The sequence below is a fragment of the Stenotrophomonas sp. STEN063 genome (genome assembly GCF_056854515.1).
The window spans coordinates 1-13,902 of the sequence record NZ_JBXFWF010000091.1 but is presented as its reverse complement, the minus strand read 5'-3'; the positions used below and the strand labels follow the sequence as shown (position 1 = coordinate 13,902).

At 65.9% G+C, this 13,902-nt stretch carries 12 protein-coding genes; 5 read left to right on the top strand and 7 right to left on the bottom strand.

The window, feature by feature from the left end:
• Positions 1-76: 76 nt before the first annotated feature.
• From AC1VWL_RS17990 to olsF, 7 genes are all read right to left on the bottom strand, one after another.
• Positions 77-1,132 (bottom strand): metal-dependent hydrolase, encoded by a 1,056-nt coding sequence (locus AC1VWL_RS17990; RefSeq protein WP_482987590.1) that lies wholly within the window; start codon positions 1,130-1,132, stop codon positions 77-79.
• Positions 1,133-1,160: 28 nt separating this feature from the next.
• Complete coding sequence (locus AC1VWL_RS17985) at positions 1,161-2,273, bottom strand: ABC transporter permease (protein WP_482987589.1); 1,113 nt, start codon at positions 2,271-2,273, stop codon at positions 1,161-1,163.
• Entirely contained in the window at positions 2,270-3,433 is a 1,164-nt protein-coding gene (locus AC1VWL_RS17980; RefSeq protein WP_482987588.1) for an ABC transporter permease, read from the bottom strand. Before AC1VWL_RS17980 ends, AC1VWL_RS17985 begins: the two co-directional genes overlap by 4 nt.
• On the bottom strand, positions 3,418-4,428 hold the full coding sequence (locus AC1VWL_RS17975; protein ID WP_482987587.1) for an HlyD family secretion protein: 1,011 nt from the start codon (positions 4,426-4,428) through the stop codon (positions 3,418-3,420). The genes AC1VWL_RS17980 and AC1VWL_RS17975 overlap by 16 nt, the downstream gene beginning before the upstream one ends.
• The gene (locus AC1VWL_RS17970) at positions 4,425-5,810 is read right to left on the bottom strand and encodes a TolC family protein (RefSeq protein ID WP_482987591.1); all 1,386 of its coding nucleotides are present in this window, start codon (positions 5,808-5,810) and stop codon (positions 4,425-4,427) included. The genes AC1VWL_RS17975 and AC1VWL_RS17970 overlap by 4 nt, the downstream gene beginning before the upstream one ends.
• 66 nt (positions 5,811-5,876) lie before the next feature.
• On the bottom strand, positions 5,877-6,680 hold the full coding sequence (locus tag AC1VWL_RS17965) for a UDP-2,3-diacylglucosamine diphosphatase (RefSeq protein WP_282269918.1): 804 nt from the start codon (positions 6,678-6,680) through the stop codon (positions 5,877-5,879).
• Positions 6,677-8,389, bottom strand: coding sequence for a bifunctional ornithine lipid synthase OlsF (olsF, locus tag AC1VWL_RS17960; protein ID WP_482987586.1), 1,713 nt, complete (start codon positions 8,387-8,389; stop codon positions 6,677-6,679). The genes AC1VWL_RS17965 and olsF overlap by 4 nt, the downstream gene beginning before the upstream one ends.
• A gap of 194 nt (positions 8,390-8,583) precedes the next feature.
• On the opposite strand from olsF, the gene metK reads away from it, so the two are divergent.
• The 5 genes from metK (at position 8,584) to AC1VWL_RS17935 (ending at position 13,826) form a co-directional block, all read left to right on the top strand.
• The gene (gene metK / locus AC1VWL_RS17955; protein ID WP_296247203.1) at positions 8,584-9,819 is read left to right on the top strand and encodes a methionine adenosyltransferase; all 1,236 of its coding nucleotides are present in this window, start codon (positions 8,584-8,586) and stop codon (positions 9,817-9,819) included.
• 129 nt (positions 9,820-9,948) lie between these two features.
• The gene (locus tag AC1VWL_RS17950) at positions 9,949-11,163 is read left to right on the top strand and encodes a DUF1444 domain-containing protein (RefSeq protein WP_482987585.1); all 1,215 of its coding nucleotides are present in this window, start codon (positions 9,949-9,951) and stop codon (positions 11,161-11,163) included.
• 535 nt (positions 11,164-11,698) lie between these two features.
• Positions 11,699-12,253 (top strand): CDP-alcohol phosphatidyltransferase family protein, encoded by a 555-nt coding sequence (locus AC1VWL_RS17945; protein ID WP_482987584.1) that lies wholly within the window; start codon positions 11,699-11,701, stop codon positions 12,251-12,253.
• The gene (locus AC1VWL_RS17940) at positions 12,253-12,846 is read left to right on the top strand and encodes a lysophospholipid acyltransferase family protein (RefSeq protein WP_482987583.1); all 594 of its coding nucleotides are present in this window, start codon (positions 12,253-12,255) and stop codon (positions 12,844-12,846) included. Before AC1VWL_RS17945 ends, AC1VWL_RS17940 begins: the two co-directional genes overlap by 1 nt.
• A 77-nt stretch (positions 12,847-12,923) precedes the next feature.
• Positions 12,924-13,826, top strand: a complete 903-nt coding sequence (locus AC1VWL_RS17935) for a phosphatidate cytidylyltransferase (protein WP_282269942.1) — start codon at positions 12,924-12,926, stop codon at positions 13,824-13,826.
• The last annotated feature ends 76 nt before the right edge of the window (positions 13,827-13,902 follow it).

The window sequence follows — 13,902 nt, the reverse complement described above, 5'->3', positions numbered from 1 at the left end:
GCGCCGAGTGCCCACCGGGGCAGAACGAACACAATGCGGTGTTCTTCTATGCCTGCGTGCAGCCCCGCGCCACGGTCTACTTTGATGCGGGGGCGCCGGTTGCAACCGGCGCACGCCAGATACGCTGCCACACCAGCGCCAAGCGCTGCTTCAGCACATCACGATTGCCGGCCTGCCGATAGGCCGGCATCACCTGCCGTGGCGGCATCGCCTGCCACTGGCCATCGCGCTCGCTGGCAACGGCGAAGTTGAAGTTGTAATCCGGCTCCAGCCCCATGCGCAGATCGCTGAGCACCAGCTCGCCATCGACCACCTGGGCACGCATGAAACCGTGGTTGAACCAGTCCAGTCGCTGCACCGCAGGCACATCAGCGGCCTGCCGCAGCGCCTGCACATTCGAGGGGTAGCCCTGGAACTGCATCGGCCCGTGATCGGCCCATAGCGAACGATCACCGACCACATAGCCTTGCGGCGTCATCGCCACTACCCGCCACAGCAATGTGTTGAACGGCATCGGCACCGAGAAGCGCGGCGCATCGGCCAGGCCCATATGCGCCAGGGACTGCGCGGCCAGCCGATCCACCTGCGCCTTGGCGATCAACGACCAGCCCAGATAACCGCTGCTCAACACCAGGCCCGCCACCAGCGCGCGTTGCGCCAACGGCCGGGCACGCGCGAACCAGGCAATACCGCAGGCGATCAACAACCAGATCGTATACAGCGGATCGATGATGAAGACGCTGGACCACATCGCCGGTGGCGGCGTCAGTGGCCACCACAGCTGCGTGCCGTAAACAGTGAAGGCATCCAACAGCGGATGCGTCACCAGCGCCAGCACCATCGCCCACCACCAGCGCACCGGCGCCTGGGCAACGCGGCCATGGCCGAAGCGTTTGTACAACCACCAGATCAAGGTGCCCAGCAAGGGCAGCACGAACAGCGAATGGCTGAAGCTGCGGTGCACCGTCATCAGGCTCACCGGGTTGTCGGTGAAGGCCATGATCGCCAAACCGTCCAGATCCGGTAGCGTTGCCAGCGCAGCACCGGCAAGCAAGGCGGCGCGGCGATGCGCGGCGGGGGTAATGGCGGCAGCGATGGCGCCACCGAGAACGATCTGACTGAGGGAATCCATGCACCGATGCTAGCAGCCAATGCTGCGATCAGTGCTGCCGCCGGCCATGCAGCCGCCACAGCACCAGCACGCCGTACAGCAGCGCCAGCAACAACAGGTTGAGCAGCTCGCCTCCGATCTCTGGCAGGCGCGCCCCCAACTGCTGGGTGCGGACGATGGCATTGATGCCGGCGGTGGTCGGCAACAGCTTGGCCAACGCCACCAGGGCCGGCGGTGAGGCGATGGCCGGCCACGACAGGTTGGACAGGAAGAACAACGGGATCGACACCGCGGTGACGTACTGGAACGCACGCTCGCGGGTATCGAAGAAGCTGGCGATGAACATCCCGAGTGGCACCGTCGCCAGCGCGAACAGCAGCACCGCCAACAACATCCCCGGGATATTGCCGCCGCGCGGATAATCCTGCGCCCAGGCAGTGAAGCCGACGTAGTACAGCAGCCCGCACACCGCCACCACGACGAAGGCCAGCGCCATGCCGGACAAGGTCGGCAGGTCGAACTGCAGGCGCCGGCCCAGCTGCGCGCGGCGACTGCCCAGCAGTACGCCGATGCCGAGCAGCAGGGTCTGGTGCACGATCAATTCCGATACGCCGGGCACCACGCTGCTGCCATAGCCTTCGCGGGTGTTGTACAGCGGCCGCTGCACCAGTTGCAGCGGCGCTGCCTGCGGCGCGCCCATGAACGCCGCCTGGCGCACTGCCTGCTGGCGACCAAAGCCGGTGATGCCCTCGGCCAGCCCGTTGAGGATGGTGCTGGCCCGGCTCAGGTAGGCACCGTTGCCCAGCAACACCAGTTGACCGCTGCCGCCACGCAGGATGTCGCGCTCCAGCCGCTGCGGGATCAGCACGATGCCATCCACCTCGCCGCGCAGCAGTTGCTGTTTGGCCTGGGCCAGATCCGGCGGCTGGCTGACCACCCGCACCGCCAGCAGTGCATCCACGTGCCGGATCAGCTCGCGGCTGCTTGCGCTGTGGTCCGCATCCACCACCGCGATCGGCAGGTCACTGGCGACCTGGTGGCGATACGCCGCCGGGTAGAAGAACGAGTACAGCAGCACCGCCCCTATCATCACCGCGCGCGCGGCCGGGTCGGCGAACATCGCCTGCAAGGCGCTCCGGAAGCCCGCTCCGAAGCCGCTCATGCGCGCACCTGCTGTCGTGCCGTGCGCAGCAGCAGGCAGGCCGCCAAGCCGCCGGCCACCACGCTCATCAACAGCAGTACCGCCAGCGGCCGCAGCGATACTTGCCAAGGCGCGCCCATGAACAACTGCTGCATCTGCACCTGCACATAGGCGGTGAGCGGCAGCAGCATGTTCCAGACGCGGGTGAACAACGGCGCCTCGATCACCGGGAAGGTGGCACCGGAAAATGCCAGCGCGGTACCAATCGTCAGACCCACCGCCGACAGTCCGGTGCAGGTGTCGCGGGTCACGGCGATGAACAGCAGCGCGAAACTGCAGCAGGCCAGGTAGAACAGCGGCTGCGCCAGCAGCATCAGCCACAGACTGCCGGCCATACCGTCACCGCGCACATAGGCCAGGTATGTCACGCCCAGCGCGCCATACAGCGAGAACAGCGCGACATACGGAAACAGCTTGCCGGCCATCGCCGCCCACGGCCGTTGCTGCAACCAGCCGCCGAGCAGGCCATCGCGCTGCTCGCGCCCAAACGCGGCACCGGCCGCGAGCGCGGCCAGCAGGGACAGCATGGCCGGGAAGATCAGCGGCAGCAGGAACAACTCATAGCTGCGCGCCGGGTTGTACAGCACCGTCGCCTGCACCGTCACCGGCGGCCCACGCAGTTTTGCCGGGCCAACCTGCAGCGCGATCTGCTGCTTGAGCATGCGCGCGTTGTAGGCGCTCACCGCGTCGCCGATATCGCGCCCGGCCGATTGCCCGGTCGCCATGTAGGTGGCGTTGTAGAAGGCGTAGACCGGTACGGTTTCGCCACGCAGCGCGCGCCGGCTCAGGTCGCGTGGCACCAGCACGATGGCAAAGACTTCCAGCGCCCGCAGCTGCGCCTGCGCCTGCTGCAGCGACGCCGGCTGGCTTGCCACCCGCACGCCGGGGCTGTCATCGATGGCGCGTGCCAGGCCGCGACTGGTCGGGCTGTGGTCCAGGTCAACCAGGGCGATCGGCACCTGCCGCAGCACCGAGCCGGAGAACAGCCACATCATCAGCGCCATCAGCAGCAATGGCAGCACCGTCACCAACGCCAGCTCCCAGCGGTCACTGCGCCAGTGCTGCAACTCGCGCCGCAGCGAGGCGGCGAAGGTACCGGCAGATGTCAGTCCTGCGGCCATGCAAACAGCACGCTCATGCCCGGCCGGAATCCTTCGATTGCCTGCTGTGGCCGCGCCCGCACCTCAAAGCTGCGCACGTCATAGCCGGACGACTGCCGCGTGCTGCGCCAGGTGGCGTAGTCACCGGCCGGGTTGATGAAGTAGACCTCGAATGCCGCACTGCGGCCCTGCAACGCCGGAATCGTGCCCTGCAGGCGGGCGCCGGGCTTGAGTCCGTTCATCTGGTCCTCGCGCAGGTTCAGCGCCACCCACATATGGTCGATGTCGACCAGGGTGAAAACCGGATAGCCGGCCGGCACCAGTTCGCCGATATCGGCCATGCGCTTGCCAACCTCGCCGGCCAGCGGCGCGCGGCCCTGGGTTTCCTGCCGGGCCGCATCGACCTCGGCCTTGGCACCCTCCGCTTGCCGCACCTGTGCCAATGCCGCGTCCTTGTCCTGCACCCGCGCACCGGCAAGCGCAAGGTCGTACTGCGCGCGGGCCGCGCGGGTCAGCTCGTTGGCACTGCGCGCCTGCGCCTGCGCCTCGTCGCGCTTCTGCCGGCTCACCACGCCTTCGGCATATAGATTGTCGAGCCGGCGGAAGGTGCTGGTCGCCAACTCCGCGCCGGCCTGCGCGCGCTTCCAGTTGGCTTCGGCGGCGCGGATATCCTCGCTGCGTGCACCCTCCTCGGCCTTGGATGCCATCGCCGTGGCAGCAGCGACAACCGCGTCGGCCTGGCGCTCCTTGGCGGCGACTTCAGGGCTGTCGAGATCGAACAGCACCTGCCCGGCGGTGACCCGGTCGCCTTCACGCACATGCAACTGCTGCAGGCGCGCGGTGACCTTGGCGGCGACGTTGACGTTGTCGGCATCGGCCATGCCCTGCACCTGGTCCGGTGGGCTACGCAGGCCCAGCCACAGGCCGACCGCCACCAGCACCAGCAACACCACGCCGGCAATCAGAAACACGCGGCGTTGCCGCGGATTGGTCTCCACCTGCAGCGAATCGCTCATTCCAGCACCTTGTCCGCGCGTTGGCGGTAGTCGTCAAAACGTTGCAGCTGCCCGCTCACTTCCAGCAGCTGCGCCAGCGCCACGTCGAATTGATAGGCAGCCTGTGCACGCTCCACCTGCGCCCCGCCCAAGCCGAGCCGCGCGTCGATCACATCCAGCGAGGTGGACTGGCCTTCGCGGAACGACAGCTCCTGCAGGCGCAGGTTTTCCTGCGCCTGGGCGATGCTGCTGTCGAGCAGCTGGAACTGCGCGCGGGCGGTCTCCAGCTCGTTCCAGGCCTTGCCGACGCCGAGCTGCAACTGGTTCTCCACTTCGTTCAGCCCCGATTGCGCCTGCTCCAGCTGCGCACGCGCCGCGCTGACCTGCAGTGGCCGCGCCGTCGGTGACAGGAAGGTATAGCGCAGGCCGATGCCGAATGCCCAGTCGGCGTCGGTCAACAACGCATCGCGACGGCGCAGGTCGTACTGGCCGAACAGATAGATCTGCGGCTTGAGCTTGGCCTGCTGCGCACGCACGCCCTGCTCGGCCTGCGCGGTGAGCGCGCGCAAGCGGCCAACCTGTGGATGCCGCTGCTGGGCACTGCGCTCGAACTCCTCGCGCGCACCGACCGGACCATTGATCACGAACAGCGGCGACGTCGTCGCAACCGTGCCACCGCTGCGCAGCAAGGTCGCCAGCGCCTGCTGCAGGGTGGACAGATCGTTGACGGCCTTCTGGTATTCGCGCTCGGCCTTGTCGCGGGCGACGTTGGCCTGCAGCCGTTGCGCCTTGGTGGCAAAACCCTCGCGTTCGAGCTTCTGCGCATCTTCGAGGTGCCGCTGCAGACCGTCACGCACGTCACGGCGCACTTGCACCGCCTGCTCGGCCAACTGCTGGCCGAAGTAAGCCTGCACCAGCTGCAGCGACAAGGACTGCCGCTGCAATTCGCGATCGGCCTGGGCCAGTTCGCTGGCGGCCTGTGCAGCCCCCTGCGCAGCTGGGATCAGGCCACCGCTGTACAACGGCACGCTGGCAGTAACAATGGGACGTGTACGCCAGTCGCGCTCGCCGAACTCCAGCGGTGACTCGATGCCGAAGGCCTCGGCCACCGGTGCCAACGAACCCAGCGGCAGGTTCAAGGTCTTCTGGAACTGCATGCGGCGCACGTCGGCGGTGACTTCCGGCAGCCGCAGGTAGCGGCTGGCATCCTGCAGGTCCAGCTTGTTGCGCACCCCGGCATCGGCGGCGGCCAGCGCATCAGACACCTGCTCCAGGCGCTGCCGCGCCTGCTCATAGCTCAACGCCGGCACCGTCTCCGCGGCTGCTGCCGGCGGCGCCAGCAACATCCACAGCACACACAACCCTATCGCGACCGATGCTGGTTGCTTGCCTGCCACCCCGATACTCCCTGCTCGTTGGCTGGACCCAGCATAGCCGCCCAACGGGTGAGGAAGAAGTCAGCCGGGCGATCAGGCCGCCTGCGCCTGCCGCAGGCTTCCCGGCAAACAGACCAGGCTGCGGCCGGAATGATCGAGCAGGCGCAGGCTGCCATCGGGGTCTTCGGCCAGCGCGGTCAGGCTTTCCACCCAGTCGCCGTCGTTGGCATAGATCAGGCCATCGCGCTCGACCAGCGCCGCGCGGTGGATGTGGCCGCAGATGATGCCGTCCAGCCCGCGCCGGCGTACATCGGCCAGCCCGGCTTGGACGAAGCGCTCGATATAGCGCTCGGCTGCACCACTCTGTCGCTTGAGGAATTCCGACAACGACCAGTAGCGCAGACCAAGCCGACGACGCGCGGCATTGAACAGGCGGTTGCCGGTGAGGATGCGGTAGTACAGCCAGTCACCAAAGCGCTCCTGCAGCCCACCGAAATGGGTGGCGCCGTCGTAGTCATCACCATGCACGACCAACAGGCGCCGGCCATCGGCGGTGGTGTGGATGGCGCGGCGCCGCACCTGCATGGCCGGCAGCATCAAACCGCAGGTGCGCCGCAGTGGCGCATCGTGGTTGCCGGGGATGTAGATGATCTCGGTGCCGGCGCGACGCAGTGCATGCAACGCTTCGATCACCTCGTTGTGTGCCTGCTGCCAGATTGCGCGCTTATGCGAAAGCCACCATAGATCGACGATGTCGCCGACCAGATACAGACGTTCGCAACGCAGGCTGGTGAGGAAGCGCGCCAGCTCCGCCGCATGACAATGGCGCGCGCCCAGATGCGTGTCGGAGATGAACACTGCGCGCCGGTGCGGCGGCAGCACCGGCACCGCACTCATGCCGTTGCTCCGGCATCACGCAGATAGCGTTTGCGTTTGTGCGGGCGGATGGCCTGCAGGTCCACCTCGATCAGGCCGTCGATGGAATCGCTGAAATCCGGGTCCACGCCGAACGCGAGGAAACGTGCGCCACCGGGTTCGCACAGATCGGTGTACTGCCGGTACAAGGTCGGCACGCTGGTGCCCAGCGTCGCCAGGTTGGCCTTGAGCACATCGAACGCGGCCTGCGTATCCAGCTCACCGAAACTCGGTGGCGCGGCGAAGTACTGGAAGGGCCGGTTCGACTCGGCCAGGCTGCGGGCGGCGCCGTAGTACTGCTGGTAATAGGCCACCAGTTGCTCGCGCGCCTCGCGCGGCAGCGCGGCACTGATCGACACCGCGCCGAACAGATAGCGCACGCCCGGCTGGCTGGCGAGGTAGGCGCCGATGCCCTGCCACAGGTAGTCCAGGCTGCGGCTGCCCCAGTAGTCGGGCACCACGAAGCTGCGGCCCAGCTCCATGCCCTCGGCGATGCGCGGGATGGCATCGTCCGAGTAGCGGAACAGGCTGGCGGTATACAGGCCCTGCAGGCCACTGCGCGCCAAGGCCGGTGCGCCGCGCATGACCCTGTAGGCACCGGCGATGCGCTGGGCGGGCGCGTCCCAGACCACGATGTGCTGGTAGAGCGGGTCGAAGTCATCCAGGTCCCGGCTGCGGCCGGTGCCCTCGCCCACTTGGCGGAAGGTCAGCTCACGCAGCCGACCCAGCTCCAGCAGCAAGGGTGAGTTGGCGGCGCAGTGGGCCAGGCGGATCTGCTTGCCGTCGCTGGTCTGGCCGAGCAGCTCAGTCGTGTCGATGGCAGCGGCGACATCGGCCACAGCTACCGGCTCGGCCAGCGGCTGCGGGCCGTCCTCGCGCAACTCGGCGTTCTGCTGCTCCCTGCCCAGCGCGTACAGCGCGTCGCGCACCGCCTGCAGCTGCCGCGCCGGGTCCTGCTGCGCGTCCAGCCGCATCAGCTGGCCGATCTGCAGGCGCAGCGGGCGCTTACGGCGGGCAAACATCTCCCGCGCCAGCAAGGCGGTACCTGCAGGCTTGAACAGCGCCGAGGCGCCGTAGAACAGGGCCGAGTTACGCGCCTGCACCCGCACCGGCAGCACCGGCGTGTCGCAGGCGCGGGCGAAACGGACGAAACCGCGGTTCCAGCGGCCGTCGCGGATACCCTGCAGCGACAGCCGCGAGACCTCACCGGCCGGGAACACGATCACGCACTGCTCGGCCTGCAGTGCCTGTTCCACTGCCTGCAGGCTGGCCCGCTGGGCACGGCCACCGAGGATGCGAACGGGCAGCAGCAGCTCACGCAATGGTTCGAGCTCCAGCAGCATGTCGTTGGCGATGATCCGCACGTCGTTGCGGACCCGGCCCACCGCGTCCAGCAAGGCCAGCGCATCCAGCGCCCCGGACGGGTGGTTGGCGACGATCAGCAGGCGGCCGCTGGCCGGAATCCGCGCCAGCGCCGCCGCATCCACCGCATAGCCGGCGTCGAGGAAGCCCAGCGCGGCGCTGACGAAGGCGAAGCCCTGCAACCCGGCACTGCGCTGCAGGAAGGCGTCCATCTGGTCGAAACGTGACCAGCGCCCCACTGTGCGCAGCAGCGGCCGGGCCAGGTGCCGGCGCGGGCCGTGGAACCAATCGGGATAGCGTTGCTGCAGGCGCTGCGCGATCTGTTGCATGGCAAGGTCTCCCTGTCGGCCCATTGGCCGGGAGCCTGCGCCCGCTACAAGGCAAGCTGGTTGCGGTTTTGCGGCAATCCGGTGACCGTGCCTTAACCGGATGGCAACAGACACTTCGGCACTATTCCGTCAAGGTGCCGACCGTGTATGATGCGCGCCCATCTTTCCATCCGAATCAAGGGATATATAGCCCGATGTCCAGCTACCTGTTCACCTCCGAATCGGTCTCCGAAGGCCATCCGGACAAGATTGCCGACCAGATCTCCGATGCGGTGCTGGACGCGATCCTGGCCCAGGACAAGCGCGCCCGCGTGGCCTGCGAAACCCTGGTCAAGACCGGTGCGGCGATTGTCGCCGGCGAAGTGACCACCTCGGCGTGGGTCGATATCGAAGAACTGACCCGCAACGTCATCAACGAGATCGGCTACGACAACTCCAACGTCGGCTTCGACGGCCACACCTGCGCCATCATCAACATGCTGGGCAAGCAGTCGCCCGACATTGCTGCCGGCGTTGACGGCACCAACAAGAAGGCCAAGAAGCCGGAAGAGCAAGGCGCTGGTGACCAGGGCCTGATGTTCGGCTATGCCTGCAACGAAGCCCCGGAATTCATGCCGGCACCGATCTACTACTCGCACCGCCTGGTCGAGCAGCAGGCCAAGGTCCGCAAGAAGAAGAACTCGCCGTTGCCGTGGCTGCGCCCGGACGCCAAGAGCCAGGTGACCCTGCGTTACGGCCAGGACGGCAAGATCGAAGGTCTGGACGCGGTTGTGCTGTCGACCCAGCACGATCCGGGCGTGAAGCAGAAGGACCTGGTCGAGGCCGTGCGCGAGCACATCCTCAAGCCGGTGCTGCCGAAGGCATGGCTGGACAAGCTGCCGAAGAACAAGGTGCACATCAACCCGACCGGTATCTTCGTGATCGGCGGCCCGGTGGGCGATTGCGGCCTGACCGGTCGCAAGATCATCGTCGACACCTACGGCGGCATGGCCCGTCACGGTGGCGGTGCGTTCTCCGGCAAGGACCCGTCCAAGGTTGACCGTTCGGCTGCTTACGCTGCCCGTTACGTCGCCAAGAACGTGGTTGCCGCTGGCCTGGCCGACAAGTGCGAAGTGCAGGTCTCCTACGCCATCGGCGTGGCCGAGCCGACCTCGATCTCGGTCACCACCTTCGGCACCGGCAAGATCCCGGACGCACAGATCGAGAAGCTGATCCGCGCCCACTTCGACCTGCGTCCGTACGGCATCATCAAGATGCTGGACCTGATCCACCCGATGTACCAGCAGACCGCTGCCTACGGCCACTTCGGCCGCAAGCCGAAGGAATTCTCGTACGTCGACGGCGACGGCAAGACCCAGAACGCAACCGCGTTCTCCTGGGAAAACACCGACCGTGCCGAAGCCCTGCGCAAGGCTGCAAAGCTGAAGTAAGTTCAGCGGCAGGTAAAAGCACCACCCGGACGGGCCGCGCAAGCGGCCCGTCTGCTTTTTGTACAACCGCGCTTGCCAAGCACCGACGCGCCCGCACACCATTGCTCTGCATACACAGGGAGCGTTGGCATGTTTTCAGCATTTTTCGGCAATCTCTTCAAAGACAAGCCCGACCCGGACCGGTTTGCCCGCAAGTTCATCGACGCGGTGCGCAGCAATGGTTACCCGCATGAACTGGAGTACGAGGCGGATACTTTCCGCATCCGCCATGCCAACGGTTCCTACTTCAACCTGCACAACGCCTACCACGCCTATCTCGGCGCGCCGCGCGGGCAGCAACGCAAGGCCTTGCAGGCCTTCAGCAGCTTGCTTGGCGTCCACGAAAAAGATGACGCGATGAGCTGGGAGCAGACCCGGCCCTTGCTGCGCCCCTTGATCCGCAGCATCACGCAGTTGGAGGAGATCAACCTGCATCATGCCGAACAGGATGGTTGGGATGCCCCTCCAATGCAGCTCAAGTACCGCCGCCTGAGCGAGGAATGCGTCGAGCTGCTGGCGGTAGACCACCCCGACCATACCGCCACCCTCACCCGCGGCCCGGAAGAAGCCTGGGGTGTGGATTTCGACCAGGCCTTGAGCATCGCTCGCAGCAATCTGCGGGAAAGCCCTGATGAGCCCTTCGTCGAGGTCCTGCCCGGCGTCTATCAGGCCGCATGGGGCGATGCCTATGACAGCAGCCGCGCACTGCTGCCTGACCTGCTGCATCGGGTGCCGGTTGCCGGGCTGCCGGTGTTCATGCTGGCTACCCGTGACGTATTGCTGGTCACCGGCGAAGGCGACCTGCAGGGGCAGGCGCAGATGCTGGAGTTGGCCGCCAATGCGTTTGCCGATGGGCGTGTTATTTCCAGGGAAGTGCTGCGCTACGACGACGGCCAGTTGCATGCACACGTGCTGGCGGATGCGGGCCTGCGTGAGCGACAGCGGCAACTGCGGCTGGAACTCGACGCCGAGGCCTACGCGTTGCAGAAACAGTTGTTGGAGCGCGTGCACCAGAAGCATGAGGAAGATGTGTTTGTTGCCAGCTTCATGGTCCACAGCGACGACCGGGTTTCGCTGTGCGCCTGGACCGATGGGGTTGCCAGCTCACTTCCACGCACCGATCGCCTGGTGCTGGTAATGCCAGTGGAGGATGGGGAAGCCGAGACCCTGATGGTTGATTGGGAGCAGGCGCAACCCGTCCTTGGCCACTTGCTGCGTGAAGACATCCGGCACATCCACCCGCCGCGTTTTCTCACGCTTGGGTTTCCCAATGCAGAGACACGCGCGCGACTGCAGGCGATCTGAGCTGGTTTCCCGCGCTGATAGCGTTTGAGCAAAGAAGGCTGCCTGCGAGGGCAGCTTCTTTTTTGGCTTTGGCTGTTGCTTTTGCTTTTGCTTTAGCCCTTCTCCCGCCTGCGGGAGAAGGGTTGGGATGAGGGCAGCTTTGGCTTTGGCTTTGGCGTTGGCTCTTGATCCAGCAAAAACAAAAGCTAAAACCCCAAAAGCACCCTCATCCGCCCTCCGGGCACCTTCTCCCGCACGCGGGAGAAGGGACAGCAAACAGCAACTGCCAAAGCGACCGCCAAAGCTAAAGCCAGAGCTAGAGCTAGAGCCAACAGCCAAAGCCAAAAGCCAAAGCCAAAGCCAAAAGCCAAAGCAGAAGCAGAAGCCGGGCCCAGGGCCGCTCTCAAAGCCCTCCGACAGCCCCACCTCAGCAGCCCCGCGCCCTCCTCCCTGTTCCCCATTACGACCAATGCACTACCATCGGCCCATGGGAAAGGAAGACCGTAGACCAATTGCCGCCCGTTCCACCGGCTGGGCTCGCGCCCTCAGCGCCGCGTTGGCACGCTCCTCAATCACGCCGAACCAGATTTCGGTACTCAGCATCTTCTTTGCTGCAGGTGGCGCTGCTGCACTGTTGTATTGCCCCGGAATACCCGGGCTGATCGCCTGCGCCGTCGGCGTCCAACTGCGCCTGATCTGCAACCTGCTTGATGGCATGGTGGCAATGGAAGGTGGCAAACAGACACCTACCGGCGCGCTCTACAACGAATACCCGGACCGCATCGCCGACTCGCTGCTGATCATCGCGCTCGGCTATGCTGCCGGCATGCCCTGGCAGGGCTGGCTTGGCGCATTGCTGGCCGCGCTCACCGCCTATGTACGCCTGTCCGGCGCCAGTCTTGGCCTGGCCCAGGACTTCCGCGGGCCGATGGCCAAGCAACACCGCATGTTCGTGCTCACTGCAGCCTGCGTGCTGGCCATCATCGAGCAGCTGAGCACACACACGCATTACGTATTGCCTGCCGCCGCCATCATCATCGCCGCCGGCTCGCTGTTGACCTGCATCACCCGCACCCGCGCCATCGCCACGCAACTCAAGGCAGGCAGCTGATGCTCTCCAGCCTGCTTGTCGCCGCGGTCAAGATCTTCATTGGCGCCTACCCGCGTTGGGTCGGTAGCCGCCCCAACGACACCCAACGCATCTACTTCGCCAACCACGCCAGTCATCTGGATACGGTGGCGTTGTGGTCGGCGCTGCCGCCAGGGCTGCGCGAGCACACCCGACCGGTCGCCGCGCGCGATTACTGGAGCAAGGGCGTGCGCAAGCTCATCGCCGACAAGGGCTTCAACGCGGTGCTGATCGAACGTGACCGCAGCAAGTGCGAAGGCGATCCGCTGCAGCCTTTGTATGACGCGCTGGATGCAGGTGATTCGTTGATCCTGTTCCCGGAAGGCACCCGCAACCACGAGCCGTTGCCGCAGCCGTTCAAGGCCGGCCTGTTCCATCTGGCCCAGCAGTACCCGCATGTGGAGCTCGTACCGGTGTACCTGGACAACGCGCGTCGCGCGCTGCCCAAGGGCAGCATGGTGCCGGTGCCGCTGGTATGTACGGCACGCTTCGGCGCACCGCTCACCCGCATCCCCGGCGAAGACAAGGCGCAGTTCCTGGAACGCGCGCGCAACGCGGTGGTGGAGCTGGCATGAACAACGTTTTTCAACAATTGCCGCTGGGCAGTTTCCTGCAGCAGGCTATCGACCGCGCGCCGCCAAGCTTCTGGTGGATGATCGGCGGCGTATTCGGCGTGCTGATACTCGCCAGCTCGATCGGCTTCATCCTCGGCCGGATCAAGCCGGGCTCGGTGGTCGACAACCTCAACGCCCGCATCCGTGCGTGGTGGGTGATGGCCGCCGTGCTGTTGTTCTGCTTCGTGTTGGGCAAGATTGCTACGCTGGTGTTCTTCGGCCTGCTGTCGTTCTTTGCGCTGCGTGAATTCATCTCACTGACGCCAACACGCCGTGGCGACCATCTCGCTCTGTGCCTGTGTTTCTACATCGCCATTCCGCTGCAGTACTGGCTGATCGGCATCGACTGGTACGGCCTGTTCGTCATGTGCATCCCGGTGTACGGCTTCCTCGCCTTGCCGGCGGTATCGGCACTGTCTGGTGACACCGAGAACTTCCTGGAGCGCAACACCAAGATCCAGTGGGGCGTGATGCTCACCGTGTTCTGCCTCAGCCATGCACCGGCACTGATGCTGCTGCGCATTCCAGGCTACGAAGGGCAGAACCTGATGCTGCTGTTCTACCTGCTGCTGGTGGTGCAGCTCAGCGACGTGCTGCAGTACGTGTTCGGCAAACTGTTCGGCAAACACCTGCTCGCTCCCTTGGTCAGCCCGTCGAAGACAGTTGAAGGCCTGGTCGGTGGCGGTTTGGCGGCGACCGGCGTGGGCGCGGCGTTGTGGTGGATCACCCCGTTCTCACCACTGCAGTCGGCGGCACTGTCGCTGCTGATCGTGATCTGCGGCTTCCTTGGCGGACTGGCGCTGTCGGCGGTGAAGCGCAGCCTCGGCGCCAAGGACTGGGGCGAGATGATCGAAGGCCATGGCGGCATCCTGGACCGGCTGGATTCGGTGGTGTTCTCCGCGCCGGTGTTCTTCCACGTGGTGCGCTACAACTTCCAGTGAGGCCCTGTAGTGGGGGGGGGGCCGGGGGGGGGGCGCGGGGGGGGGAGGGGGCGCGGAGGCGCGGGGCGACGGGGCC